This is a genomic window from Paraburkholderia tropica, assembly GCF_900109265.1.
GTDB classification, from domain to species: Bacteria; Pseudomonadota; Gammaproteobacteria; order Burkholderiales; family Burkholderiaceae; genus Paraburkholderia; species Paraburkholderia tropica.
Map to the genome: position 1 here is coordinate 140903 of NZ_FNZM01000001.1, position 23211 is coordinate 164113.

Consider the following 23211-nt stretch of genomic DNA (forward strand, 5'->3'; position numbering starts at 1 on the left):
GGTTCGTTGAATTCGCTGCATTCGTGGATCAAGCGCGCCGCGCGGAAGTGCGCCGGCATCGCGTTTCTGCTGCACCGCCATCGTCGATGGCATGACGCCAGTCTAGACGCGCACGCCGACGCTTTTAATGCCAGAATGGCGCGAATTCATGCTCGATCGTCTCACCGCCCCTCCACTTACGCCGCCGATCATGGACATCCTCAGCCGCTTGCTCTCGCTCATGCCCGTCGCGGGCCGACTCGACGTGCGCTGCCACTTCGGCGCGCCGTGGCGTATCGACGAGCCCGGCGCGGGCCCGCGCGAGATCCGCTATCACGTGCTGATCGCGGGCTCGGCCATCGTCGAGGACGCGCACGGCACGCCCACCGCGCTGCATGCGGGCGACATCGTGCTGTTCCCGGCGGGCGGCGCGCACGTGCTGCACGACGGCAGCGGCGAAGCGCCCTCGGCGGTCGAAAAACGTGTGGAAAACGGCCTCGAAGTGGCGACCAACCAGACCGACGCGCATCGCACCGACGTGCTCTGCGGCCGCTTCCTGCTGCCCGCCGTGCCGCAACGGCTGCTGCGCGAGAACCTGCCGGGCCGCCTCGTCGTGCACAGCGCGCCCGCGGGCGGCCATGCGCCCGAGCGGCTCGTGCGCCTGATCGCGCTGCTGCGCGACGAGGCGCTCGAAGCGGGGCCGGGCAGCGATTCGCTCGTCAACCATCTCTCGGGCGCGCTGTTCGCGCTCACGCTGCGCTACGCGAGCGGCACCGACGCGCCGCCGCGCGGCCTGCTCGCGCTGGCCCGGCAACCGCGTCTGCAACCGGCGATCGACGCCATGTTCGAGACGCCGGGCCGCCCGTGGACGCTGCCCGATCTCGCCGCGCTCTGCCACATGTCGCGCGCGACCTTCGCGCGTCATTTCGATGAAGCGATCGGACGCTCGGCCGCCGACGTGCTCACCGACATCCGCATGACGCTCGCGGGCCGTCTGCTCGCGCAGGGCAATCAGCCGGTGGCGGAGATCGGCGAATTCGTCGGCTATCAATCCGATGCCGCGTTCCAGCGCGGTTTCAAGCGCCACGTGGGCATGACGCCCGCGCAATGGCGCGCCGCCGCGCGCGCCGAAGCCTGAACGCGCGGACGCCGACTGAGCCAACGACTCATCCAGCGACTCAGCCGCCGCGCGCCGCGACCGGCGACGATGCGACCACCTCGCCGCTTTCGCTCCAGCCGCCGCCGAGCGAGCGGTACAACGCGACCGCCGCGAGCGCGCGCTCGCGCTGCGCGTCGTTGAGCAGATCGGCATCGGCGAGCCAGGTTTGCTGCGCGCTCAGCACATCGAGAAAATCCGTCGCGCCGCCTTTGTAAAGCTGATTCGCGAGCTTGAGCGATTGCGCCGAAGCCGTCACGGCGTCGTGCAACTGCTGCGTCTGCGCGGCCGTGCTCACGAGGTCGGTGCGGCTGTCCTCCACTTCGCGCAACGCCTGCAACATCGTCTGCTGCAAATTCAGCTGCGATTCGCGCATGCGGCTTTCGCTCTGCGCGATATCGGCGCTGATGCGGCCCGCGTTGAAGATCGGGCTCGTCGCGCTCAGCGCCGCGCTGAAGAGGTTGTCGGTGAGCGTCGGCAGCCCGAGATACGAAGCCGCGAGCACGCCATCCGCGAGATTGAGCGAGAACTTCGGATACCGCTCCGCGCGCGCCACGCCCACTTCCGCCGCGCGCTGCTCGACCGTCGCGTAAGCGGCCTGCACGTCGGGGCGACGCAGCAGCGCTTCGGAAGGCAGCAGTTGCGGCACGCTCGCGGGCGCGGCCGGAATCGGCGCGGGCGTCGCGAGCGCGAGTTGCGCGACCGATTCCGGCGTGCGGCCCGTGTACACCGCAAGCAGATTCAGTTGATGATCGATGCTCGCCTGCGCGCGCGGAATCCGCGCCTGTAGTTCGCTCAACTGCGTTTGCGCACGCGTGACGTCGAGTTGCGTGGACAGCCCGTATTTCAGGCGATCCTGCGTGAGCTGCAAGGTGCGCTGACGTATCCCGACGTTGTCCTGAAGAATCTTCAGTTCCGCCTGCGCCCAGCGCAGATCGACATACGCTGACGCCGTATCCGCCGCCAGCGCGAGACGCACGGCGTCGAGCGCGTGTTGCTGACCGACGAGATTCGCCTGCGCCGCCAGCAGATCGAGCCGCTCGCCGCCGAACACATCGGGCGACCAGCTCAGCGCGAGGCCCGCGCCCGCCTGCTTCACATAACCAAGCGGCGGCGGCGTGTTCTGCCGCGCATACGCACCCTGCGCCGTGAAGTCGAGTTGCGGCAGCAGCGCCGCGTGCTTCTGCGTCGTGATCGATTGCGCCTGCTTCACGCGCTCGGCGGCGGCCTGCAAGTCGAGATTGCCGCCCAGCACCGTGGCGAGCAGCGCGTCGAGCGTCGGGTCGTCGAATTGCGCCCACCAGGCGCGGGCGTCGATGGCGTCCTGCGGGGCGTCGATGCGCCACGCGGCGGGCGCGGTGACGTGCACCGTCGCGGGCAGATCGGCGTGTTGCGCGGGCTGCACGGCGCAGGCCGCGAGCGCGGCGAGCGCGAGTGCCGAAAGCGTCGACCGCGCAAGACGGATCGGCTTTAGAGGAGAAAGCGTCGAACGTGACATGGTGAACCTCGGAGATTCAATGCAAACTTCAGTGCAAACTTCGGTGCGAACTTGATTGCGGACTCAATGCGCGTCCGGCGGCGGCGCGGCGGTCGTGATAGGCCGCGAAAACGCCACGCAGACAATCGCCACCACGAAGCACAGCGACAGCACGAAGAACGTATCGGAGAACGTCATGACGAGCGCTTCGCGCAGCACCAGCGCGTGCAGTTGCGCGAGTCCCGTTTGCGCGGCGTCGAGCGTGTTGCCCGCCATCGTCGACCAGTACGCGGTGCGTCCGGCGAGCAGGAGTTCGACTTGCGGCACGCCGTGCGTCACGCTCTCGTTCAGGCGCAGATAGTGAAAATTCAGGCGATCGTTGAGCATCGTCGCGCTCACTGCAATGCCGATCGCGCCGCCCAGATTGCGCATCAGATTGAACAACCCGCTCGCCGATTTCAGCCGCGAAGGCGGCAGCGAGCCGAGCGACATCGTCACGATGGGCGGCACCGCGAATTGCTGGCCGATGCCGCGCAGCGCCTGCGGCAGCAGGAATTGCTGCCAGCCCCAATCGTGCGTGAGCGGCACGTAGAGATAACAGCCGAGCCCGAAGCACACGAGCCCGAACAGCAGCAGCGCACGCATGCTGAAATAGCGCGTGGCGAACGCGTAGAAGCCGAGCGCGATCAACTGGAACGCGCCCACCGAAAGCAGCGACAAACCGATCTGCAACGAGCTGAATCCGCGCACTTCCGCGAGAAACAGCGGCGTGAGAAACACGGCCACGAAGATGCCGATGCCGGTCACGAACGACAGCACGCTGCCGATGCCGAAGTTGCGCACCGAGAGCGCGCGCAGATCGACGATCGGCTCTTTCGCGGTGAGCGCATGCACGATGAACAGAAAGCCGCCGATGGCCGCGATCCACGCGCAGAACACGATCGCGTCGTCGCCGAACCAGTTCTTGCGCGGCCCTTCTTCGAGCACGTATTCGAGGCAGCCGAGAAACGCGCTCATCAGCACGATGCCGAGATAATCGCCGCGCTTGATCAACGAGAGATCGGGTTCGTCGATATGCACGTACTTCGGCACCAGTGCGGCCACGGCGATGCCGGGCACGAGGTTCAGATAGAACAGCCAGTGCCACGACCACTGGTCGGTGATCCAGCCGCCGATCACGGGGCCGAGCGTGGGCGCGAGCGAGGCCAGCGCGCCGATGGTCGTCGAGGCCACGATGCGCTGTTTGCCGGGAAACAGCACGAATGCCGTGGTGAACACGGTGGGAATCATCGCGGCGCCGAGCGCGCCTTGCAGCGCGCGGAAGATGATCATCGAGTTGATGTCCCACGCGAGGCCGCACAGCATGCTCGTGATCGTGAACCCCACCGCCGAGCCGACGAACAGCCAGCGCGTCGAGAACACTTTCGAGAGCCAGCCCGACATCGGAATCACCATGATTTCGGCGATCAGATACGCGGTCTGCACCCACGAGAGTTCGTCCTGGCTCGCGGACAGTCCGCCGCCGATATCGCGCAGCGACGAAGCGACGATCTGGATATCGAGCGTGGCCATGAAGAAGCCGATGCACATCAGCGCGAACGCGAAAGCGCGCTGCGCCATCGGCTGTTCGTGCGGCTGAAGCGGGCGCGGCGCGGCTGCGTTCAGAGTCTCGCTTGCGGCCGCTGTGGGGCGCACTTCGAGTTCGGTGGTCGGGGCGTTCATGTCGGGTCCGTGGCGGTCATTGCGCGGCGGCGTGCTGCGCGCCGCTGTCCAGATGCACCTTCACCGTCGCCGAGAGGCCCGGACGCAGCACGCCCTCCATGCCCGGCGGCACCTGCACGCGAATGCGCACCGGCACGCGCTGCACGATCTTCGTGAAGTTGCCGGTCGCGTTCTCGGGCGGCAGCACGCTGAAGGTCGCGCCCGTGGCCGGCGCAAGACTTTCGACGCGGCCATGCAGCGTGCCGCTCGCGGCGTCGAGTTCGACGTCGGCGGCATCGCCCGCGTGCATCTTGCGGAGCTGATCCTCCTTGAAATTCGCGTCCACCCAAAGGTCCGACGCGGGCACCACGGTCAGCAGCGGCGCGGCCACGTTCGCGAGCATGCCCACCCGCGCCGTGCGATTGCCGATGAAACCGTCCACCGGCGCGCGGATCGTCGTGTAATCGACGTTGAGCGCCGCGAGACGGCGGCTCGCTTCGGCGGTCGCCACGCGCGCCTGCGCGTCGACGATCTGCGCGGCCAGCACGTCGAGCTGACGCTGCGCGGCCAGCACCGCCGCTCCGCTTTTCGCGACCGAGGCCTGGGCTTTCGCGGCGTCGGCATCGGCGCGTTCGACGAGTTGATTCGACACCGCGTCGTCCTTCACGAGCGCGCGGTAACGCGTCTGGTCCTGCGCGCTGCGCGTGAGTTCGGCGTTCGAGGCGCGCGCCTCGGCCTGGCTCTGATTGATGACGGCGGCTTGCAGCGTGCGGCGCGCATCGAGTTCCGCCACGGCGGCGCGCGCGCTCGCGAGTTCGGCGTCGGCCTGCGCGAGCTTCGCGTCGTAGTCGCGCGCGTCGAGACGGATCAGCACCTGGCCGGCCTTCACGCGCTGGTTGTCCTGCACGTCGATTTCGGCGACAAAGCCGCTCACGCGCGGCGCCATCACCGTGACGTTGCCGCCCACGTAGGCGTCGTCGGTGGATTGCACAAAGCGCAGCACGAGGAACCAGTAGCCCAGCGCCGCCGCGAGCGCGAGCGCCACGGCGCCGACTGCGAGGCGCATCCAGGGCAGACGCGCCCGTTCGCGCGGCGCGGCACCCGTGGCAGGAGTGGAAGGACTCGACATGACGTTCACCTGTGTATATGCACTAATGAGAATAAAAAAATGCCGCAGCGTGATGAAACCGATGCGTACCAACTCACACCGCCCGCGTGATGCGCAGCAATTCGCGCCTGAGCCACGCGGCGCGCTGCGCGCCGAAACGGCGCTCGAATTCGTCCTGCGCGGCGCGCCAATGCACGCCCGCTTCGTCCAGCCGCGCGCGCCCCGCCGCCGTGAGCGCAACCTGGCGGCGACGGCAATCCGCGCCTTGCGGCGCGTGCTCGCCGTCCGTTGCCGAATGTTTTGCCACCGCCAGATCGGCGACCAGACCGCTGCGCAGCAAGGGCCGCAGCGCGCGCACCAGCGTCGTGCGTTCCATCACCATCGTGCGGGCGAGTTGCGCCATCGTCAGCGAGGGTTGGTCTTGCGCCGGGTCGGCCGGGTCCGTCGCGCCGAGCGCACCGAGTAGGCTGAACTGCGTGGGCGTGAGCCCCGCCGCGCTCAGATGCCGCTCGTAAAGCTGCGAAAGATGGCGCGCCGCCTGACGCACCGCGAAGCAGTCGTCGTGCTCCAGAGCGAGGGCGGAAAACGACTGCGCCGGCGAAGAACGGTCGGATGTGTGCATACGCACAGATTAGACGGCCTGGCGGGCCGCCACAACTGCCGCGCGCGGCATCAATTTATGACCGCGGCGGCAACAATCGCTGCGCAACGCGCTATGAAGCGGCTATGAAGCGCACGCTGAATTCTCAACCGACTTGCTGTGCCTGCGCATCGGCGAGCGCCTGAGTATGCGGCTGGGCGTGCGTGACACCGCCGAAAAACTCCGTCGCGTGATCGATGAAAGCGCGCACCTTGGCGGGCAGCAGCGTGCGCGAGGTGTACGCGAGACGGATCTCGATCTGCATGTCGCTGATCGGGAAGTCGTCGAGCAGCGTGACGAGGCGGCCCGCCGCCAGATCCGCCTGCACCAGCGCGACCGGCAGAATGCCGATGCCGAAGCCTTCCAGCACCATCGCGCGATTGAACTCGGGATTGTTCGACGCGATCTCGTACTTCAGTTGCACGGTCACGTCGTCCTCGCCTTCGGGGCCGCGAAACGTGAGCGAGGGCTTGCGCAGCGACGGCGGCATCGGCACGAAGACGTGCTGCGCGAGATCGGCGGGATGGCGCGGCGTGGACGTGGCCGCGAGATACGCGGGCGAGGTGACGAGCGCGAGCGGAATGCGTTCGAGCAGCTTCGTCACCGTGGTGTCGTTGTTGAGCATGAACGGCAGCACGAGGCCGAGGTCGTAGCCGTCCGCGACCAGATCGACCTGGCGCTCGGTCAGCATCACGTCGAGCGTGACTTTGGGATGCGCGCGCTTGAAGCTCGAAATGAGCGGCACGAGCCGGTTCACCGTGGCCGTGGTGTGCGCGACGAGACGCAGCACGCCGTTGGCTTCGCGCGTCTGCTCGGTGGCGCCCGCCTCCAGCGCGTCGAGGTCGTCGAGCACGCGGCAGCAGCCGTCGTAGAAGCGCTCGGCGGCCTCGGTCAGCGACACCGCGCGCGTGGTGCGGTGAAACAGGCGGCTGCCGAGCCGCTTTTCCAGCCGCGCGATCGCGCGCGAGACGACCGGCGTGGCGAGGCCGTGCATGTCCGCGGCGCGCGTGAAGCTGCGCGCCTCGACCACGGAACGGAAGATCCGCAAGGTGTCGATATAGTCCATGGCGATGACGATGAAGTTCGAGCGAGTGTAATGCGCCGCGCGCAAACGCGCTTGACGTACTCGGCATACGCGACTTACGCGGCGCGTTCGTCCGCCGGGCTCAGTTCGCCCCTTCCGCGTCGCCGAACACCTCCAGACAGAACGCGCAGCCGTCTTCCGAAAGGCTCGCCCGGCCCGTGCCGTCCTCGGCGAGCGTGGTCACCACGAGGCCGCTGTCGACGAGTCCGGTCAAGTGGCGGCGCAAACCGCTCATCGGCACGCCCGCCTGCTTCGAGAGCTTGGCGAGCGACCACTCGCGTCCGGGCGTCTCGCGATGCGCGCGCCAGAGCTGTTCGAGGATCGAGACCAGCGCGGGATCGACATCGCCGTCCGCGCTGTCCTCCTCGTCGCGCGCGCCGTGGCTGCCGTTGCCGTTATGCAGATCGTCGTCCTTGTCTTCGTCGTGCATCGTGCGTCTCCTCAGGCCATCTTCGCGGCCAGCTCGCCGAGCGTCTTCAGCGCCGCCTCGGTCTGCGCGGTCCACGGATAGCTATAGTTCAGGCGAATGTAGTGGTGAAAGTCGTTGCGCATCGAAAACATATATCCCGGCCCGATGGTGATGCCCTGCGCGAGCGCGGCCTGATAGAGCCGCATCGAATCCACGCGCGGCGGCAGTTCGACCCACAGCACGTAGCCGCCCTGCGGATCGGACGTGCGCGTGCCCGCCGGAAAGAAACGTTCGACCATCGCCTTCATGAGCCGTGCCTGCTGCCGGTAGAAGCGCCGCAGACGACGCAGATGACGGTCGTAGCCATCATGGCGCAGATAGTCCGCGAGCGCCACCTGCGGCACCGACGGCGTGGTGAGCGTGTTGAGGAACTTGAGCTTTTCGACCTGCGCGCGATAGCGGCCCGGCATCGCCCAGCCGATGCGGTACGAGGCCGAGAGACTCTTCGAGAACGACGCGCAGTGCAGCACCAGCCCGCGCGTGTCGAACTGCTTGAGCGACGATGGCCGCGTATCGCCGTAATACAGCTCCTGATAGACGTCGTTCTCGATCACGGGCAGATCGTGCGCCTGCGCGATCTCCACGAGCCGCGCCTTGCTGGCGTCCGGCATGCGAAAGCCCAGCGGATTCTGGAAGTTCGGCATCACCATGCAGGCCGCGACCTTCTGGCGCGCGAGCACGCGTTCGAGCGCGTCGAGGTCGATGCCGGTGTCCGGGTGCGTGCTCACTTCGATGGCGCGCATGCCCAGACGCTCGATCGCGTGGAGCATCGCGTAGTAGGTGGGCGATTCGACGGCCACCGTGTCGCCCGGACGCGCCACGGCCTGCAGGCTCAGGTTGATGGCCTCGGTCGCGCCCACGGTAATGACGATCTCGTCCGGGTCGATGGTCGCGCCGTTCTCCGCGTAGCGGCGCGCGATCTGGCGGATCAGCTCGGGATTGCCGGGCGGCAGGTCGTCGATCAGGTTCCAGCTCGCGTGACGCCGCGCGATAGCGTTCGCGTACTGATTGATGCGTCGCCACGGATACAGCGCCGGGTCCGGATACGGCGAGCCGAGCGGCACCGCGTCCTGCGCGCCGATGGTGCGCAGGGTGGAGAGCACGAGGCGGCTTACGTCCACGGGCGCGGGCGCCGAGGCCGGCGGCAAAGCGGGCGTCGCGGCCGCCGCGGCAGCGTTCCGGGACGCGCCGCCCGGACGGCGCGCGCGGCCGTCGTGCGCCGCGCCGCCGCCTTCATGGCCCGCTTCGCCGCCGTTCTCCCGCCCGGCCTCGCCCGTCCCGCGCGCCAGCGGCCGCGCGCGCACGAAAAAGCCCGACTGCGGCCGCGACTCGATCACGCCCCGGCTTTCCAGCAGCGCATAGGCGTGCAGCACCGTCTTGATGCTGACGCCGTGCTGCTGGCTCGCGCGCCGCACCGACGGCACGCGCTCGCCCGGCCCGAACACGCCGCGCCGCACGGCGGCCTCGATGTCGTCGGCGAGTTGTTCGTAGCGGGTAATCGAGGAAGACGGCGAGGAAGGCGGCGCGGGCATGGCAGAGGCAAACCAGGGCAAACGAAAGGCAAGGAAAAGGAAAGGACGGGCAACACAAACCCCACCAGTCTATGGCAAATCGTCGCAACTGTATCCCTCGGCTTTCCGGATTTCTGTGATCACCGGGAGCACAGGAACACAGTAGTCTCGCCTCATCGGGCGAACCGCCCTCACGAATCCGAAGCCGAAGCATGAAGAAGCCGCAAGGTCGCATCGAACCGTATCACCACCCCGCCGCAGGCTGGGGCGCACTCAAGCAGGTCGCGATCAACCTGATCAAGGAGAAGGTGTCGGGCGGCAACTACCGCACGCTGCTCAAGCAGAACCAGCCGGACGGCTTCGACTGCCCGGGCTGCGCGTGGCCGGACCGCGAACACGCGTCGACCTTCGAATTCTGCGAGAACGGCGTGAAGGCCGTGGCCGCCGAAGCCACCAGCAAGCGCGTGACGCCGGCCTTCTTCGAGCAGCACACCGTCACCGAACTGATGGCGCAATCGGACTACGAGCTGGAGCAGCATGGCCGTCTGACCGATCCGATGGTCTACGACGCGCAGCGCGACCGTTACGTGCCGATCGAATGGGACGACGCGTTCAGGCTGATCGCGAAGCATCTCAACGCGCTCGACAACCCGGACCGCGCCGCGTTCTACACCTCGGGCCGCGCGAGCAACGAAGCCGCGTTCCTGTATCAGCTGTTCGTGCGCATGTACGGCACCAACAACTTCCCCGACTGCTCGAACATGTGCCACGAAGCCACCAGCCGCGGCCTGCCGGGCACGGTCGGCATCGGCAAGGGCACGGTCACGCTCGACGACTTCGAGCACGCCGACACGCTGCTGATCTTCGGCCAGAATCCCGCGACGAATCATCCGCGCATGCTGGGCGAACTGCGCGAATGCGCCAAGCGCGGCGCGACCATCGTCTCGATCAATCCGCTCAAGGAACGCGGGCTGGAGCGCTTCGCGAGCCCGCAGCACACGCTCGACATGCTCTCGCCCAAGGGCGTGGAGATCAGCTCGGTGTTCATCCGTCCGCGTATCGGCGGCGACTTCGCGCTGATCAAGGGCATGGCCAAGCGCGTGATCGAACTCGACGATCAAGCCGCGGCGCAAGGCACGGAACGCATTCTCGACGTCGCCTTCATCGCCGAACATACGGTCGGCTTCGACAGCTTCGCCGCCGATCTGCGCGCGGAATCGTGGGACACGATCGTCGCCGAAGCGGGCGTGCCGCTCGACGAAGTGCTCAAGCTCGCCGACATCTACGTGAAGGGCAAGGCCGTCATTTCGACGTGGGGCATGGGCATCACGCAGCACAAGAATTCGGTGGCGACGATTCAGCTGCTCTCGAATCTGATGATGATGCGCGGCAATATCGGCCGCCGCGGCGCGGGCCTGTGCCCGGTGCGCGGTCACTCGAACGTGCAGGGCGACCGCACGGTCGGCATCGAGGAAAAGCCGACCCAGGCGTTCCTCGACCGTCTGGGCAAGGCCTACGATTTCGAGCCGCCGCGCGAGCACGGCTACGACGTGGTCGAAACCATTCACGCGATGCTCGAAGGCCACGTGAAGGTGTTCATCGGTCTGGGCGGCAACTTCGCGATCGCCACGCCCGACACGCCGCGCACCTTCGACGCCATGCGTTCGTGCGCGCTCACCGTGCACGTGACGACCAAGCTCAACCGCAGCCATCTTGTGCACGGCGAGGACGCGCTGATCCTGCCGACGCTCGGCCGTACCGAAATCGACCTGCAGAACGGCGTGCCGCAAGGCGTCTCCGTCGAGGACTCGATGAGCATGGTGCACATCTCGTACGGCATGAACCGTCCGGCGTCGAACAATCTGCTGTCGGAAATCGCGATCGTCGCGCGCATGGCGCACGCCACGCTCGGCAGCGAGAAAGTGGACTGGCTCGATCAGGCGAGCGACTATGCGAAGATCCGCGACGGCATCGAGCAGGTGTTCGACGGCTTCCAGAACTACAACGAGCGCCTCAAGCATCCGGGCGGCTTCCACCTCGGCGTCGCGTCGCGCGACCGCGTCTGGAAGACGCCGAGCGGCAAGGCGCAGTTCGTGGTGCACGCGATCGCGCTCGACACGCCGATCCATCGCGCGCGCGCCGAACACGGCCAGAAGCTCATGACGCTGATGACCACGCGCTCGCACGATCAGTACAACACCACGATCTACGGTCTCGACGACCGTTATCGCGGCGTGTACGGCCTGCGCCGCGTGCTGTTCGCGAACCGCGAGGACATGACGATGCTCGGCTTCGAGCCGGGTCAGTTCGTGGATATCACGAGCGTCTGGGACGACGGCATCGAGCGTCACGTCACCGACTTCATGCTCGTGGAGTACGACATTCCGCGCGGCTGCCTCGGCGCGTACTATCCGGAAACAAATCCGCTCGTGCCGCTGGAATCGATCGCCGATGGCGCGGGCACGCCCACGTCGAAATCGATTCCGGTGCTGCTGATGCCCGCGAAGGCGGGCGCGGCGGCGCTCGCCGCGTAACGATTCGAAGCGCGTTCGACACGCCGCGCCGCTTCACGCGGCATCGATAGAAAAGGCCTGCAAACGCAGGCCTTTTTTCATTTTCGCGAGACGCTAACCGAGCGCGAACCAAGCGCTAAACGAGCGCTCAGCCCGCCATCTTCCTGAACGTCTCCAGCACCGCCTCGCCCTTGAACGGCTTGACGATCCAGCCGCGCACGCCGGCCGCCTTGCCACGCTCCTTCATCGCCGGGCTGCTTTCCGTCGTGAGCATCACCACGTTGACGGCCGTGTTCGCGAGTTCGCTGCGGATCTTCTCGACCATCGTGAGGCCGTCCATGTTCGGCATGTTCACGTCGCTCACGACGAGCTTCACGCCCGGATTCGCCTTCAGCTTCGCGAGGCCGTCCTTGCCGTCCACCGCCGTGTCGACGTCGAGGCCGTTCTTGCGCAGAAAGCCCGCGACTTCGTCACGCACCGTGCTCGAATCGTCCACCACCAGAATCTTAGCCATGTTGTCTCTTTCCTTTGCGCCGTGCACGGCGCATCTTGACGTCAAAACAGTTCGAGTTCGCCGCTCACCGGTTCCGGCCCGGCGGCGGCCGCGGCCAGTGCGGCCGTCTCGTCGAAACCTTCGCGCGACCAGCCGAGGCTGAACACGAAACGCTGATCGATCACCGCCTCGCGGCCCGTCTTCGGGCACGTGAGCCGGTACTTGATGCATAGCTGCGGATTGTCCGAGCCGAACGACAGATAGCGCCGCCGATGATTGATGAGCAGCGGCACCTGCACCTGCGCGCGAACCCAGCCGCCGTCGCCCGCTTTATCGCCCGCGCCCGCATTGCGCGCGTTCCCGAGATAGCGGTTGCGAAACGCGCCCCATACGAGATTCGTGAGTTCGCCGAGCACGCCGTTCAGATCGCGGAAATCGCTCGCTTCCTCGCGCGCGCCGCGCCCTTCGCGCGGCGGCAGCATGTCGATGAGCGGCGTCTCCTCGGTCTGCATCAGCAGCCAGCCGCGGCACCACGCGGTCTCGATCGGGATCAGCGTAAGCACCTCGCCGAAGATGATGCGGTCGCGCACGATGCTCGGCGTGTCCCAGTTCACTTCGCGGTCCGGAAACAGCCCGCGCAGACGGCCGAGCGTCATGTCGGCGATACCGTCCACGAGCGGGTCCGGGTAATCCTGCGAAAACACATGCGCGTCGAGCGCCGCCTGCAACGACTGCGGCTCGCGCTCGTTCCAGCTCGCGCGCGGCACGCGCCGCAGCGCTTCGGGCAATTCGCCGTCGGTGGTCCGGCGCAGCACGATCGGCAACTCCGGGCGCGCGACTTCGAGCGCCACGGCCACCGCCGCCGCCGCGTCGGGCGAGCCGCCGAAGTCCTCGCCGAGCAGCACGCCGCCGAGGTCGTAATGCGTGTGCAGCGCGGCCGCGAGCGCGTCGCGGCGCACCGGCACGCCCATCAGGCGTTGCCCGGCATCGGGTTGCGCCAGCGCGAGCGCGCGGGCGGAATCGCTTTCGAGCAGCAACACCTTGCTCACCGGCTTGTTCGTGTTCATACGTCTCTTTCCGACTTCCCTGCGATACGAAACTGCACGACATTGCACGACACTACATGCCGACGCGCGCGCGGCGCGTCAGAAGAATTCGAGTTCGCCTGCGCTTTCGCTCGCGTCCGCCATGTCGGCGGCCACGAAATCGAGCGGCGCGCGCGTGCAGATGCACAGCGTCGCGCCGAGGCGCACCGAACCGTCGATCGTCAGCGCCCAGGACTTCACGCTATCGGGCTTCAGCTCGCGCAGATACGGCAAACACTGACCCGACAGCGCATACGGCGTGGACATGCCGAGGTCCGGAAAATGCTCGACGAGCTGCTGGTTCATCGACCCGCAGCAGAGATTGCCGAACTCCGTGAAGGTCTCGATGAGCGGACGTCCCGCACCGGCTTCCGTTTCGCCCGTGTAGTACGCGCGCGTGGCTTCGTCATCCTTAAGATGAATCAATAGCAGCACGCGAAACTGCATCGACGAGATCGTCAGCACGATCACGTGTTCGCCTTGCGCCACCTCGTTCGAGGCGGGCGAGAACTCGCACGCGTGCTGCGCATCGGTCACGAGCCGCGAGCGCGCCGCCGCGAAGAAAATGCGCTCGAAACTGTCCTGCGCGTTCGTGCCGATCATGCGTGCGCCTGCGTGTGCGACTGCGTGTGCGTATCGGCGCGCGATTCGCCGAGTTGCGCATACAGTTGCTGCGTCAGCGAATCCACACTCGCGAGCGAGGCCGCGATCATCTTGCCGCCCGCCTGCACGTCCTGGAACGTCGCGGCGGTGATCAGATCGTTGCGATGCAGGCTGTCGCGATAGCTCTTCGACAACTCCTGCGAACGCGTGGCGAGCGTACGCACTTCGCCCGCGACGATCGAAAAGCCCCGGCCCGCCGGGCCCGCGCGCGCCGCTTCGATCGACGCATTCAGCGAAACGATCAGCACGTGGCTCACGATCGACGACAGCTCCTGGTTCTTCTGGTGCATGTCGTGGTTCTGCGCCATCAGCGAGATCATCTGCTCGTGCCAGCGCTCGAAAGTCATCGACATCTGCCTGAGACGCGCCGCTTCGGCAGCGATGCGCTCGACGCGCTGCAAGGCATCGGCGCCACGCGAACGCTCGGCGGCCAGCGCCGCTTCCATCGCGTCGGCCACCGACTTGCGCTGCGCGAGTTCGGCGCGCAGCGTCTCGATCTGCGCCGCCAGCGCGTCATGCTCTTCGGCGGCGCGCGATTGCGCGTCGTCAGCTTGCGCACTCGCCTGGGCGAGCTGTTCATCGTGCTGCGCGCGTTGCGATTGCAGCGCCGCGTTCGTACGCGCACGCGCGCGCAGATGCAGCACAACCGCGCCAATCGCCACGATCACGGCGCCCGCCAGCGCGCCTGTCAAATACGGAAACACCACAGCCACCTCCGAACCGCGCCTAGCTCAGCGCTTCCTCTTCCTGCTGCGTGGCGCGCGCCGGTTCGCCTTCGACGGCGCACGCGCGCGGCAGATACACGATCGTTTCGAAGTGCCGGTAATCGGCGCCTTCGCGGTTGTCCGTGAAGCGCAGTTCGATGCGGCCGCCCTCGCGTTCGAGGAAGTCGCGCACCGCGTCCATGCCCACGCCGCGCCCCGACACTTCGGTCACCTGTTGCGCCGTCGAAAATCCCGCACGGAAGATGAAGGCCGCGATGGCGTCGTCGCTCGCCATTTCGTCTTCGGCGAGCCAGCCGCGCTCGACGGCGATGCCGCGAATGCGTTCGAGCGCGAGGCCGCGTCCGTCGTCGGCGAGCGCGAGGCGCAGCGCGCCGTCGATCACGTTGACGTCGACCTGAATCCGGCCCGCGTCGTCCTTGCCTTGCGCGCGTCGCTGCGTCGGCATTTCAATGCCGTGATCGAGCGAGTTGCGCAGCAGATGCGTGAAGACGTCACGGACCGTGCCCGCCGCTTCGCTGCGCAGACGCCAGCCGTGATCGTCGATGCGCACGACCGGCGCGACCTTGCCCAGCTCCTGCGCCAGCGACGGCAGCGAATCGAGCACGCCCGCGAGCGCGTCGTGCACGCTCTCGGTGCCGAACGCGCCCAGCACGCGGCGCAGCTCGGCGCGCATCGCGCGCAGCGAGGCAAGATCGTCGTCGCGGGTGTTGTCGATCAGACGCAGGCTCGCGTCGATCTGCTCGCGGCCGATCGCGATGCTGCCGTCCTGCGTGCGGCCGCCGCGACCGAGACTTTCGGTGTTGATCGACGCATAGTGATCGACCGCTTCGCGCACGCGATGCAGGTCGGCGATCAGCGCCTGCTGATCCCACACGTGATCCGGATCTTCGCGGCGCAGCGCGTCGTAACGCTGCTCGACTTCGTGCACCACGCCCGTGAGATGCTGGAGGCTGTACGTGCGCGCGTTGCCCTTCACCGTGTGCATGTTGCGGAACAGCGCCGCGACGGCGTCCATGTCCGCGCAATCGTGCTGGCGAATGATGCGTTCGTTTTCGTGGATGAAGGTCTTCGAGCTCTCCACGAAGCGATGGAACTTCTCTTCGCTGACCGCGAGAATTTCGCCGATCATCTGCAGACGGCGCTTCTGCTCGCCCGCTTCCGCCGCGAGTTCGCGCAGCTCGGTCACGTCGCGCACGCAGAGCATCAAACGCACGACGATGTCGTTCTCGTCGGTAATCGCCGACCACGACAGATCGAGCACCTTGGTGCGGCCATCAGGCATCGCGCGCGTGATTTCGTTCACGAGCAGATGCTGGTTGAACGCGAAATTCACGTCGTCTTCGCCGAGGCACGCGTGCACGGCGGCGTCGATCTGCGAGAGCGTATCGGCGTCGAGTTCCGTGTTCGAGAACACGAGGTCCATCAGCGAGCGGCCCGCGATCTCGTTCGTTTCGAAAATCGCTTCCAGATAGGCCGAATACTCGTTGTGGATGGTCGCGCCTTCGACCACCGTGAGAATGCCCTGCTGCATGTTCTGCAGCATCGCCTGAATGTCGGCGGTCTTGCGCTTGAGCTGCGCCGAGCTGTGCTGGATCTTCTCGATCATGCCGTTGAACGCGACGATCGAATGGCCGATCTCGTCGAGACGGCCCACCGGCACGCGGCGCGTGAAGTCCTGGCTCGACGCGATCTCGCTCATTTCCTGCTGCATGCGCGAAAGCGGGCGCGTGATCTGGCGATACAGCAGCAGGCCGATCGCCGTGAGCAGCAGCACCGCGCCGCCCGTCACGCCGGCGATCGCGCTGGTGGTCGTGTCGAGCATGCCGTTGAGCGCGCTGATCGCGTCGTCCTTCTGGCGGTTCTTCTCGACGCGCATCGTGGTGACGATGCCTTCGAGTTCGTCGCGATACTGCGCCACGTTCGCGAACAGATAGGCCTGCGCCAGTTCGTTCTTGCCCGCGGCCTTCATCTTCGCGGTGTCGTCGATGGCGTTGAAATAGTTGGTGATGCTTTCCTGCGCCTGCGCGACGAGGCCGTCCTGCGCGTGGCTCGCGGCGGCCTTGCGCTGCACGTCGAGCGCGGCGCGCAAGTCGGCTTCCCTCTTCTTGAGATCGTCCTGAGCCAGTTGCGCGGTGGTCGCGTCGGGCGCGTAGACGAGCGTCATCGTCGCGAGCTGCACGTCCTTGACGAGCGAGACGAGGTCCGAGGAAGCGAGTGCGCTCGGCACGACGCCCTGCGTGACCTGGTGGACGTCGGTGGCGCTGCGGCGCGTCTGATAGACCGCGTAGCCGCCGATGGCGGACAACGCGACGAACATCAGCACGATGAGAAGCGTGATGCGGTGACGAATGGTCATGTTGAAATCCCCGAGCCGCGCCGTGCCGGTCGCGCTATCGTTACGCGACTCGTGACAAGGCAGGCCAATTTATTCAACGCGAATTATCGGCGCATCCGTATGACGAAATGATGAACGTACTTAATTAGTGCGTTAGCGCACGGACTCTAATTGTTTATGATGCTTGCCGCGCGGCGCGTGACTGCCACCGCGTTTGCGCTACCATCGAGCTTCACGCTGTTTCGTTTCCGCGAGCCCATTCATGCCGTCCACGTCCGCCATCGCTGCAGGCACCCCGAGCTTCTGGCGCGACGACGCCCTGCCTTTCATCGAAGTGCGCGCCATCGCCGATGGCCGCAAGGTCAGCTATGGCCGTCACGCGCACAGCACGTTTTCGATCGGCGCGGTCACGGGCGGGCACAGCACCTATCTGAACGGCAATACGTTGCAGCATATCGGCGCGGGGTCGGTCGTCATCATCAACGCGAACGTCGTGCACGCGTGCAATCCGGCCGCCGATGAAGCGTGGGCGTATCGCATGTTTTACGTCGACGTGGACTGGCTCGCGAAGCTGCAACGTGAACTGGGCTGCGGCGCGCAGGACGGCCTGCGTCCCTTCGAGCAGACGCTCACGCGCGATCCCGCCTTGTTTGCGGGGCTCAACGCGCTCTACGACACGCTCGTCGATCCGCATGAAGATAACGCGCGCAAGGAATACGCCGTGAAAGCGTATTTCACGGCGCTGCATCGGTCGCTGTACCCGGCCATGCAGCCCGCGCCGCTCGCCGCGCGCGAACCGGATGCGCGTCTTGCGCGCGCCGCCGAATTCATCGACGGCAATTACACGCGCGCGCTCAAGCTCGACGAGATCTGCGCGGCAGCCGACCTGTCGCCGTCGCATCTGATCCGTGCGTTTCGCGAGCAGTACGGCATGACGCCGCACGCGTATGTCGTGAACCGGCGCATCGAGTTCAGCCGCGCGCAATTGCGGCGCGGTCACGCTATCGCCGACGTCGCCGCCGAAGCGGGTTTCGCCGATCAGGCGCATCTGCAACGCGCGTTCCGGCAATTCGTCGCGGCCACGCCGGGTCAGTATCGCGGCTGAAGCTTCGACGCAATCAGCCCAGCAGCAGCCACAACGCGCTCGCCGCCAGCAGCGCGGCCATCAGCCGGTTCACGAAGCGCACGCGCGACGGCTCGCGCAGCGCCTGACGCAGCGACGCGCCCGCCCACGCCCAGCACGCAATCGACGCGTAGCAGACCACGAAATAGATCGCGGCGAATTGCCAGACCAGCGCCTTCTCGCCCGAGGCCGCATACGCGCCCATGCCCGCCACCGACGCGAGCCACGCCTTCGGATTGAGCCATTGCATCGCCGCGCCCGTCATCAGCGAGGGGCCGCGTGCTTCGCGCGAGGCGTCGATACGGCCGTCGTCGCTGGCGAGCCGCCACGCCACGTAAAGCAGAAACGCCACGCCCGCCCATTCGATCGCGCGCGTGAGAAACGGCCATTGCGCGAGCAGTTCGTGCAGGCCGAGGCCGATCAGCAGCAGCAGCAGCGCGAAGCCCACGGTCGCGCCCGTCACGTGGCGCAGGCTCGCGCGCAAGCCATAGCGCGCGCCCGCGCCGAGCGCGACGATATTCACGGGTCCGGGGGTGATGGAAGTGGCCAGCGCGAAGGCGGCCATGGACATGACAGTGCTCACGATTCTCCTCGATACGCCAGACGGCGATGATTCAGCGTCGAGCGTACGCAGCGCGCGAGCGCGCGTATTGAAGAAAATGACCGTGTACACACAGCCCGCGAAATGGGCGCGCGCGCCAACTCGCGCTATCATTTCCGGCCTTCCGCTCGCCCGGCGCGGCCCTTGGCAGCGCTTCTGCGGCCCTTTTGAGGCCCGCCTGGACGACGCACTCACCGGACTATCGACGTGAAAAAGATCCTCATCATCGGCATCGGCGCGGGCGATCCCGACTATCTGACCATGCAGGCCGTCAAGGCGCTCAACGCCGCCGACGTGTTCTTCGTGATGGACAAAGGCCCCGCGAAAGACAAGCTCGTGGCGCTGCGCAAGGAGATCTGCGCGCGCTTCATCGAGAACCCCGATTACCGCATCGTCGAGGCGACGAGTCCCGAGCTGCGGCGCGACGGCGTCGAATACAAGGCGGCTGTCGACGAACTCAATCGCGACAAGCAGCGCGTATTCGAAGGGCTGATCGAGCATGAACTCGCCGACGGCCAATGCGGCGCGTTCCTCGTCTGGGGCGATCCCGCGCTCTACGACAGCACGATCCGCATTCTCGATGCGATCCTCGGCGAAGGGCGGCTCGCGTTCGAGTTCGAGGTGATCCCGGGCATCAGCAGCGTGCAGGCGCTGGCCGCGAAGCATCGCGTGCCGCTCAATTTCATCGGCAAGCCGGTGAGCATCACCACGGGGCGGCGGCTCGTCGAAAACGGCTTTCCGCGCGACGCCGACAGCGCCGTCGTGATGCTCGACGCACAGAACGCCTATACGCAGCTCGATGGCGGGGAGCTCGACATTTACTGGGGCGCGTATGTGGGCACGCCCGACGAAATTCTCGTCGCGGGCAAGCTCGACGACGTGAAGGACGAAATCGTGCGCGTGCGCGGCGAGGCGCGCGAGGCGAACGGCTGGATCATGGATACGTATCTGTTGCGCAAGCGCGGCGTGAAGGACTGAACCGAGCGTTCATGCGTTGAGCGCTTCGCTCACAGCCTTCGCTGCGGCACGCCGCCACGGCACCACCGCGAACAGCGAGGCCGCGACGATCAACGCGCCGCCCGTCCACGCGGCCACGCTCAGGCGCTCGCCGAGCCACACGCAGGCGAACAGCGCGCCGAACGCCGGTTCGCTGCCCATCAGCAAGGCCACGCGCGTCGGGCTGCTGCGGCGCACGGCGTAGTTCTGGATGAAGAACGCGAACAGCGTGCACGCGCCGACGAGCCACGCCACGCTGCCCCAGAACGGCAGATGCGCGGAGAACGTCGGCAGCGGCTGCCACTGGCCGTGCGCGGACACCAGCGCGAGCACCGCGCTGCCCCCCGCCACGCAACCCGCCTGCACCGCCGTCACGGCGAGCGGCGCGATGGCGGCGTCGCGCATCACGCGCCGCGTGACGCAGACGGAGATCGCGCGCAGGAGCGCCGCCAGCAGGATCAGCGCATCGCCGGCGTTGGGCCGGTAGTCGCCGCCCGCCAGCAGCCACGCGCCCGCGAGCGAGACCGCCACCGCCGCCCATTCGGCGCGCGACGGCCGCCGGCGCAACATCGCCCATTCCGCGAGCGGCGTGAGCACCACGCACAGGCTGATGAGAAACGCCGCATTCGAGGCGCGCGTCAGCATCACGCCGAAGGTCTCGCACAGAAAAATCCCCAGCAGCAGCATGCCCGCGCACAGCACGCCGCCGAGCGCGCGGCGCGACGCCGTGCGCAGCGTCCGCAGCGCGGGCGAGAGGAGCACGAAGGTCAGGCCGAAGCGCAGCGCCAGCAGGCCCAGCACCGGATAGAACACGAGCGCGTCCTTCACCACGCCGTAACTCGTGCCCCAGACGAAGGCGACGGCGAGCAGGAGCCAGTCGGCGAGATGCATCGATGGGTGACGGGCGGCGGACATGGCGTGGACCTCTCTGGCGGGCGTTCGCAGCGGAAATCTGCGGAGAGCGCCTATTGTCCATCCTTGCATTCGTCGCGATAATCGGGTCGTCGCGCACAGCTTTTATGTCGCAAACGCACAAATTGCATCGTCCATCCCGATGAATCCGACCACGCTTTTCGCGCTGCTGCCCGATCTCGCCGCCTTCGCGCGCGTGGTCGAAGCGGGCAATTTTTCGCTGGCCGCGCGCCAGCTGGGCAGCACGCCGTCGACGGTCAGCCGCCAGATCAAGCGTCTCGAAGAGGCGCTTGGCGCACGCCTGCTGGAGCGCTCGACGCGCCAGGTGCGCGTGACCGAATCCGGCGAGGAGGTGTATCGGCACTGCCGCGACATGGTGAGTGCGGCTGCGGGCGCCGTCGACGCGGCGGGCCAGCTCGCGGCGAAACCGCAGGGACGCGTGAGCGTCAGCGCGCCCACGGCCTACGCGAAAACCGTGATTCATCCGCTGATTCCGGGCTTTTTGCGCGACTACGCCGACGTGGACGTGCAGCTCGTGTTCGCCGATCACGAAGTCGATCCGCTGCGCGACGGCCTCGATCTCGTGATCCGCCCGACGCGCACGCCGCCACCGGGGCTCGCCGCGCGTCAGCTCGGCGAGGTGCGCTGGCTGCTGTGTGCGTCGCCCGCGTATCTGAATGCGCGCGGCACGCCGAAGACGCCGCGCGATCTGGCGCAGCACGACTGCCTGTGGCTGGGAGAAACCGCCGACGATCATCGCTGGCGCTTGCGTCAAGGCACGCACACGCAGACCGTCGAGGTGAAGGGCCGCTATGTGGCGAACCACGCGGGCGCGCGGCTCGAAGCGGCGCTCGACGACTGGGGCATCGCCTGCCTGCCCGAATTCACCGCCGCCGACGCATTGCGCGCCGGCGGCCTTGTACAAGTGCTGCCGCAGTGGACCTTCGAAGCGCGCGCCTACTCGGGCCCGGTCTGGCTGCTCTATCCGCCGAACCGGTTTTTACCGCCGAAAGTACGCGCGTTCGTCGACTATCTCGCGCGGCATCTGGGCTAGCCAGGATCAAACGGGCAGAACAACCCGGCAGGATCAACCGAGGCCCACGCACACGCCCACGACGATCGAGCCGATCAGCAGCAGCGCGCCGATGGTCTTGCGCTTGTTCAGCTCGGTCCACAGCAGCACGCCCGTGAGCGACAGCAGAATGAGCGCGCCCGCGAAGGTGTCGATGAACAGCACCCAACCGACGCTCATGCCCACGCCCTTGTGCAGATTCGTGATGGTCGCCATCAGCGAATTGTCGGTGCGCTTGAGCGTGACGACATCGTTGCCCACCCAGTATTCGACGGCCACGGTTTCATGCGGCGCCGTGAACATCATCTGCCAGTGCTCGGGCTGCACGGTCTCGCGATCGCCCCAGGCCACCTTGTGCTCGGGTTCCTTCTGCACGCGCCCCATGCGCTGCGGCAGCTTCAGATCGGGCTGCGACTTGAGCCACTTCGCCATTTCGCGCGGCGTTTCCGGCGCGGGATCGGGCACGGGAAGCTGCATCGACGAAACCTGCGGCGCGCCCGGCGAAATGCGCAGCGGCTCCATGCGGTGATTGAGCACGAAGCCCGTCACGCCGAACAGCAAGCCGAGCGCCGCGCCCCACAAACCCACCCAGCCGTGCACCTTGCGCAGCCACTTGATGAAAGTGGCGCGGCGCGAACGTTTCGCACGTTCGGCGCGTTGGCTATCGTCGATCAATACTGCCGCTTCGGTAGAACTCACGTCTCACTCCAGATACGCAAAAGATTGTGGTAGCAACCCACGAGACTGCGCCGCGCCTGGGCGTCGGCGTCGCTCGCGTTCAAACGTTGGATGGCCGTATCCACGTCGAAAAGCAGCGCGCGTTTCGTGTCGTCGCGCACGAGGCTCTGCACCCAGAAGAAGCTGCCCATGCGCACGCCGCGCGTGACGGGCTTCACCTGATGCAGACTCGTGGCCGGATAGACGATCATGTCGCCCGCGGCCAGCTTCACTTCCTGCACGCCATAGGTGTCTTCGATCACGAGCTCGCCGCCGTCGTACTCCTCGGGCGCCGAGAGAAACAGCGTGGCCGAGACGTCGGTGCGCAGCTTCAGGCCGTTGGGCAGCACGCGCACCGCACCGTCGACATGCGAGCCAAACGTCATGCCGCCTTCATAGCGATTGAAGAGCGGCGGATACACCTGATTGGGCAACGCGGCGCTGATGAAGAGCGGATTGCGCTCGATGGCCGCCAGCACGACGTCGCCGAGTTCGCGCGCGATCGGCGTGTGTTCCGCGATCTGCTGATTGCGCTTGACGGGCGCGCCCTGCCAGCCGGCCGTTGCACGGCCGTCGACCCAGGCATCGCCCGCGTTGTCGAGCCGTGCGCGCAGCGCGCGGACCTGCTCGTGTGTCAGTACGTTGGGGATGTGAATCAGCATTATCGCTTCCTTCTTCGCTGGCTTACAGGTTGACAGCACGGCGCGCATGTTACGCGGTATTTCAGGCCTTGTTTCAGGCGCTATTCTGAACTTCGGGCCAGGCTCACTTCGGACTCTTCGCACTGCATGCGCGCCGGACGCGCCAAAGCCCGCATGATGATGCGGGCTTTGCGTGACATGCGCGTTGCC

The 23211-nt window shown here is 66.8% G+C and carries 22 protein-coding genes; 6 read left to right on the forward strand and 16 right to left on the reverse strand.

All coding sequences use genetic code 11. The features are described 5' to 3' along the window. Window positions 1-148: 148 nt before the first annotated feature. Entirely contained in the window at window positions 149-1117 is a 969-nt protein-coding gene (locus BMY06_RS39425) for an AraC family transcriptional regulator (RefSeq protein WP_234775079.1), read from the forward strand. A gap of 40 nt (window positions 1118-1157) precedes the next feature. Here BMY06_RS39425 and BMY06_RS00590 read toward each other — a convergent pair whose 3' ends face one another. The 7 genes from BMY06_RS00590 to BMY06_RS00620 form a co-directional block, all read right to left on the reverse strand. Continuing rightward, entirely contained in the window at window positions 1158-2633 is a 1476-nt protein-coding gene (locus BMY06_RS00590; RefSeq protein WP_074981053.1) for an efflux transporter outer membrane subunit, read from the reverse strand. A 63-nt stretch (window positions 2634-2696) separates the two neighbouring features. Then, a complete protein-coding gene (locus BMY06_RS00595) occupies window positions 2697-4232 on the reverse strand; it encodes a DHA2 family efflux MFS transporter permease subunit (protein WP_074981366.1) in 1536 nt (511 codons plus the stop codon). Window positions 4233-4350: 118 nt separating this feature from the next. Continuing rightward, complete coding sequence (locus BMY06_RS00600; protein ID WP_074981368.1) at window positions 4351-5442, reverse strand: HlyD family secretion protein; 1092 nt, start codon at window positions 5440-5442, stop codon at window positions 4351-4353. 73 nt (window positions 5443-5515) lie between these two features. Beyond that, on the reverse strand, window positions 5516-6043 hold the full coding sequence (locus BMY06_RS00605) for a MarR family winged helix-turn-helix transcriptional regulator (protein ID WP_074981055.1): 528 nt from the start codon (window positions 6041-6043) through the stop codon (window positions 5516-5518). 124 nt (window positions 6044-6167) lie between these two features. Beyond that, the gene (locus BMY06_RS00610; RefSeq protein ID WP_080180861.1) at window positions 6168-7127 is read right to left on the reverse strand and encodes a LysR family transcriptional regulator; all 960 of its coding nucleotides are present in this window, start codon (window positions 7125-7127) and stop codon (window positions 6168-6170) included. 100 nt (window positions 7128-7227) lie between these two features. Continuing rightward, on the reverse strand, window positions 7228-7575 hold the full coding sequence (locus BMY06_RS00615; protein ID WP_080180837.1) for a helix-turn-helix domain-containing protein: 348 nt from the start codon (window positions 7573-7575) through the stop codon (window positions 7228-7230). Window positions 7576-7586: 11 nt separating this feature from the next. Next, the gene (locus BMY06_RS00620; RefSeq protein ID WP_110326008.1) at window positions 7587-9113 is read right to left on the reverse strand and encodes an aminotransferase-like domain-containing protein; all 1527 of its coding nucleotides are present in this window, start codon (window positions 9111-9113) and stop codon (window positions 7587-7589) included. 224 nt (window positions 9114-9337) lie between these two features. On the opposite strand from BMY06_RS00620, the gene BMY06_RS00625 reads away from it, so the two are divergent. After that, window positions 9338-11659 (forward strand): FdhF/YdeP family oxidoreductase, encoded by a 2322-nt coding sequence (locus BMY06_RS00625; RefSeq protein ID WP_074981059.1) that lies wholly within the window; start codon window positions 9338-9340, stop codon window positions 11657-11659. 127 nt (window positions 11660-11786) lie between these two features. Here the strand turns inward: BMY06_RS00625 and BMY06_RS00630 are convergent, their stop codons facing one another. The 5 genes from BMY06_RS00630 to BMY06_RS00650 all read right to left on the reverse strand — a co-directional run bounded on the left by BMY06_RS00630 (window position 11787) and on the right by BMY06_RS00650 (window position 16960). Further along, the gene (locus BMY06_RS00630; protein ID WP_065064350.1) at window positions 11787-12152 is read right to left on the reverse strand and encodes a response regulator; all 366 of its coding nucleotides are present in this window, start codon (window positions 12150-12152) and stop codon (window positions 11787-11789) included. Between the two features lie 41 nt (window positions 12153-12193). Continuing rightward, complete coding sequence (locus tag BMY06_RS00635; RefSeq protein WP_074981061.1) at window positions 12194-13198, reverse strand: chemotaxis protein CheX; 1005 nt, start codon at window positions 13196-13198, stop codon at window positions 12194-12196. A 78-nt stretch (window positions 13199-13276) separates the two neighbouring features. After that, entirely contained in the window at window positions 13277-13819 is a 543-nt protein-coding gene (locus BMY06_RS00640; protein ID WP_074981062.1) for a hypothetical protein, read from the reverse strand. Then, complete coding sequence (locus BMY06_RS00645; protein WP_074981064.1) at window positions 13816-14586, reverse strand: methyl-accepting chemotaxis protein; 771 nt, start codon at window positions 14584-14586, stop codon at window positions 13816-13818. Before BMY06_RS00645 ends, BMY06_RS00640 begins: the two co-directional genes overlap by 4 nt. Window positions 14587-14605: 19 nt before the next feature. Continuing rightward, the gene (locus BMY06_RS00650) at window positions 14606-16960 is read right to left on the reverse strand and encodes a HAMP domain-containing protein (protein WP_074981065.1); all 2355 of its coding nucleotides are present in this window, start codon (window positions 16958-16960) and stop codon (window positions 14606-14608) included. Between the two features lie 241 nt (window positions 16961-17201). On the opposite strand from BMY06_RS00650, the gene BMY06_RS00655 reads away from it, so the two are divergent. Further along, window positions 17202-18044, forward strand: coding sequence for an AraC family transcriptional regulator (locus tag BMY06_RS00655; protein WP_074981067.1), 843 nt, complete (start codon window positions 17202-17204; stop codon window positions 18042-18044). A 13-nt stretch (window positions 18045-18057) separates the two neighbouring features. Here BMY06_RS00655 and BMY06_RS00660 read toward each other — a convergent pair whose 3' ends face one another. Further along, entirely contained in the window at window positions 18058-18645 is a 588-nt protein-coding gene (locus tag BMY06_RS00660) for a LysE family translocator (protein ID WP_074981069.1), read from the reverse strand. On the opposite strand from BMY06_RS00660, the gene BMY06_RS39430 reads away from it, so the two are divergent. Continuing rightward, complete coding sequence (locus tag BMY06_RS39430; RefSeq protein ID WP_146229917.1) at window positions 18632-18874, forward strand: hypothetical protein; 243 nt, start codon at window positions 18632-18634, stop codon at window positions 18872-18874. The two genes, BMY06_RS00660 and BMY06_RS39430, sit on opposite strands and share 14 nt — an antisense overlap. Next, entirely contained in the window at window positions 18871-19641 is a 771-nt protein-coding gene (gene cobF / locus BMY06_RS00665; protein WP_074981071.1) for a precorrin-6A synthase (deacetylating), read from the forward strand. The genes BMY06_RS39430 and cobF overlap by 4 nt, the downstream gene beginning before the upstream one ends. Window positions 19642-19650: 9 nt before the next feature. Here cobF and BMY06_RS00670 read toward each other — a convergent pair whose 3' ends face one another. Then, window positions 19651-20574, reverse strand: a complete 924-nt coding sequence (locus BMY06_RS00670) for a DMT family transporter (protein WP_074981073.1) — start codon at window positions 20572-20574, stop codon at window positions 19651-19653. Window positions 20575-20713: 139 nt separating this feature from the next. Between BMY06_RS00670 and BMY06_RS00675 the strand changes: the two genes are divergently transcribed. After that, a complete protein-coding gene (locus BMY06_RS00675; RefSeq protein WP_074981075.1) occupies window positions 20714-21625 on the forward strand; it encodes a LysR family transcriptional regulator in 912 nt (303 codons plus the stop codon). A gap of 33 nt (window positions 21626-21658) precedes the next feature. On the opposite strand, the gene BMY06_RS00680 is transcribed toward BMY06_RS00675, so the two are convergent. Beyond that, window positions 21659-22342, reverse strand: coding sequence for a PepSY-associated TM helix domain-containing protein (locus BMY06_RS00680; RefSeq protein ID WP_065064368.1), 684 nt, complete (start codon window positions 22340-22342; stop codon window positions 21659-21661). Next, window positions 22339-23022 carry a Fe2+-dependent dioxygenase gene (locus BMY06_RS00685; protein ID WP_074981077.1) on the reverse strand — a complete coding sequence of 228 codons (684 nt, stop codon included), beginning with the start codon at window positions 23020-23022 and terminating at the stop codon, window positions 22339-22341. The genes BMY06_RS00680 and BMY06_RS00685 overlap by 4 nt, the downstream gene beginning before the upstream one ends. Between the last annotated feature and the right edge of the window lie 189 nt (window positions 23023-23211).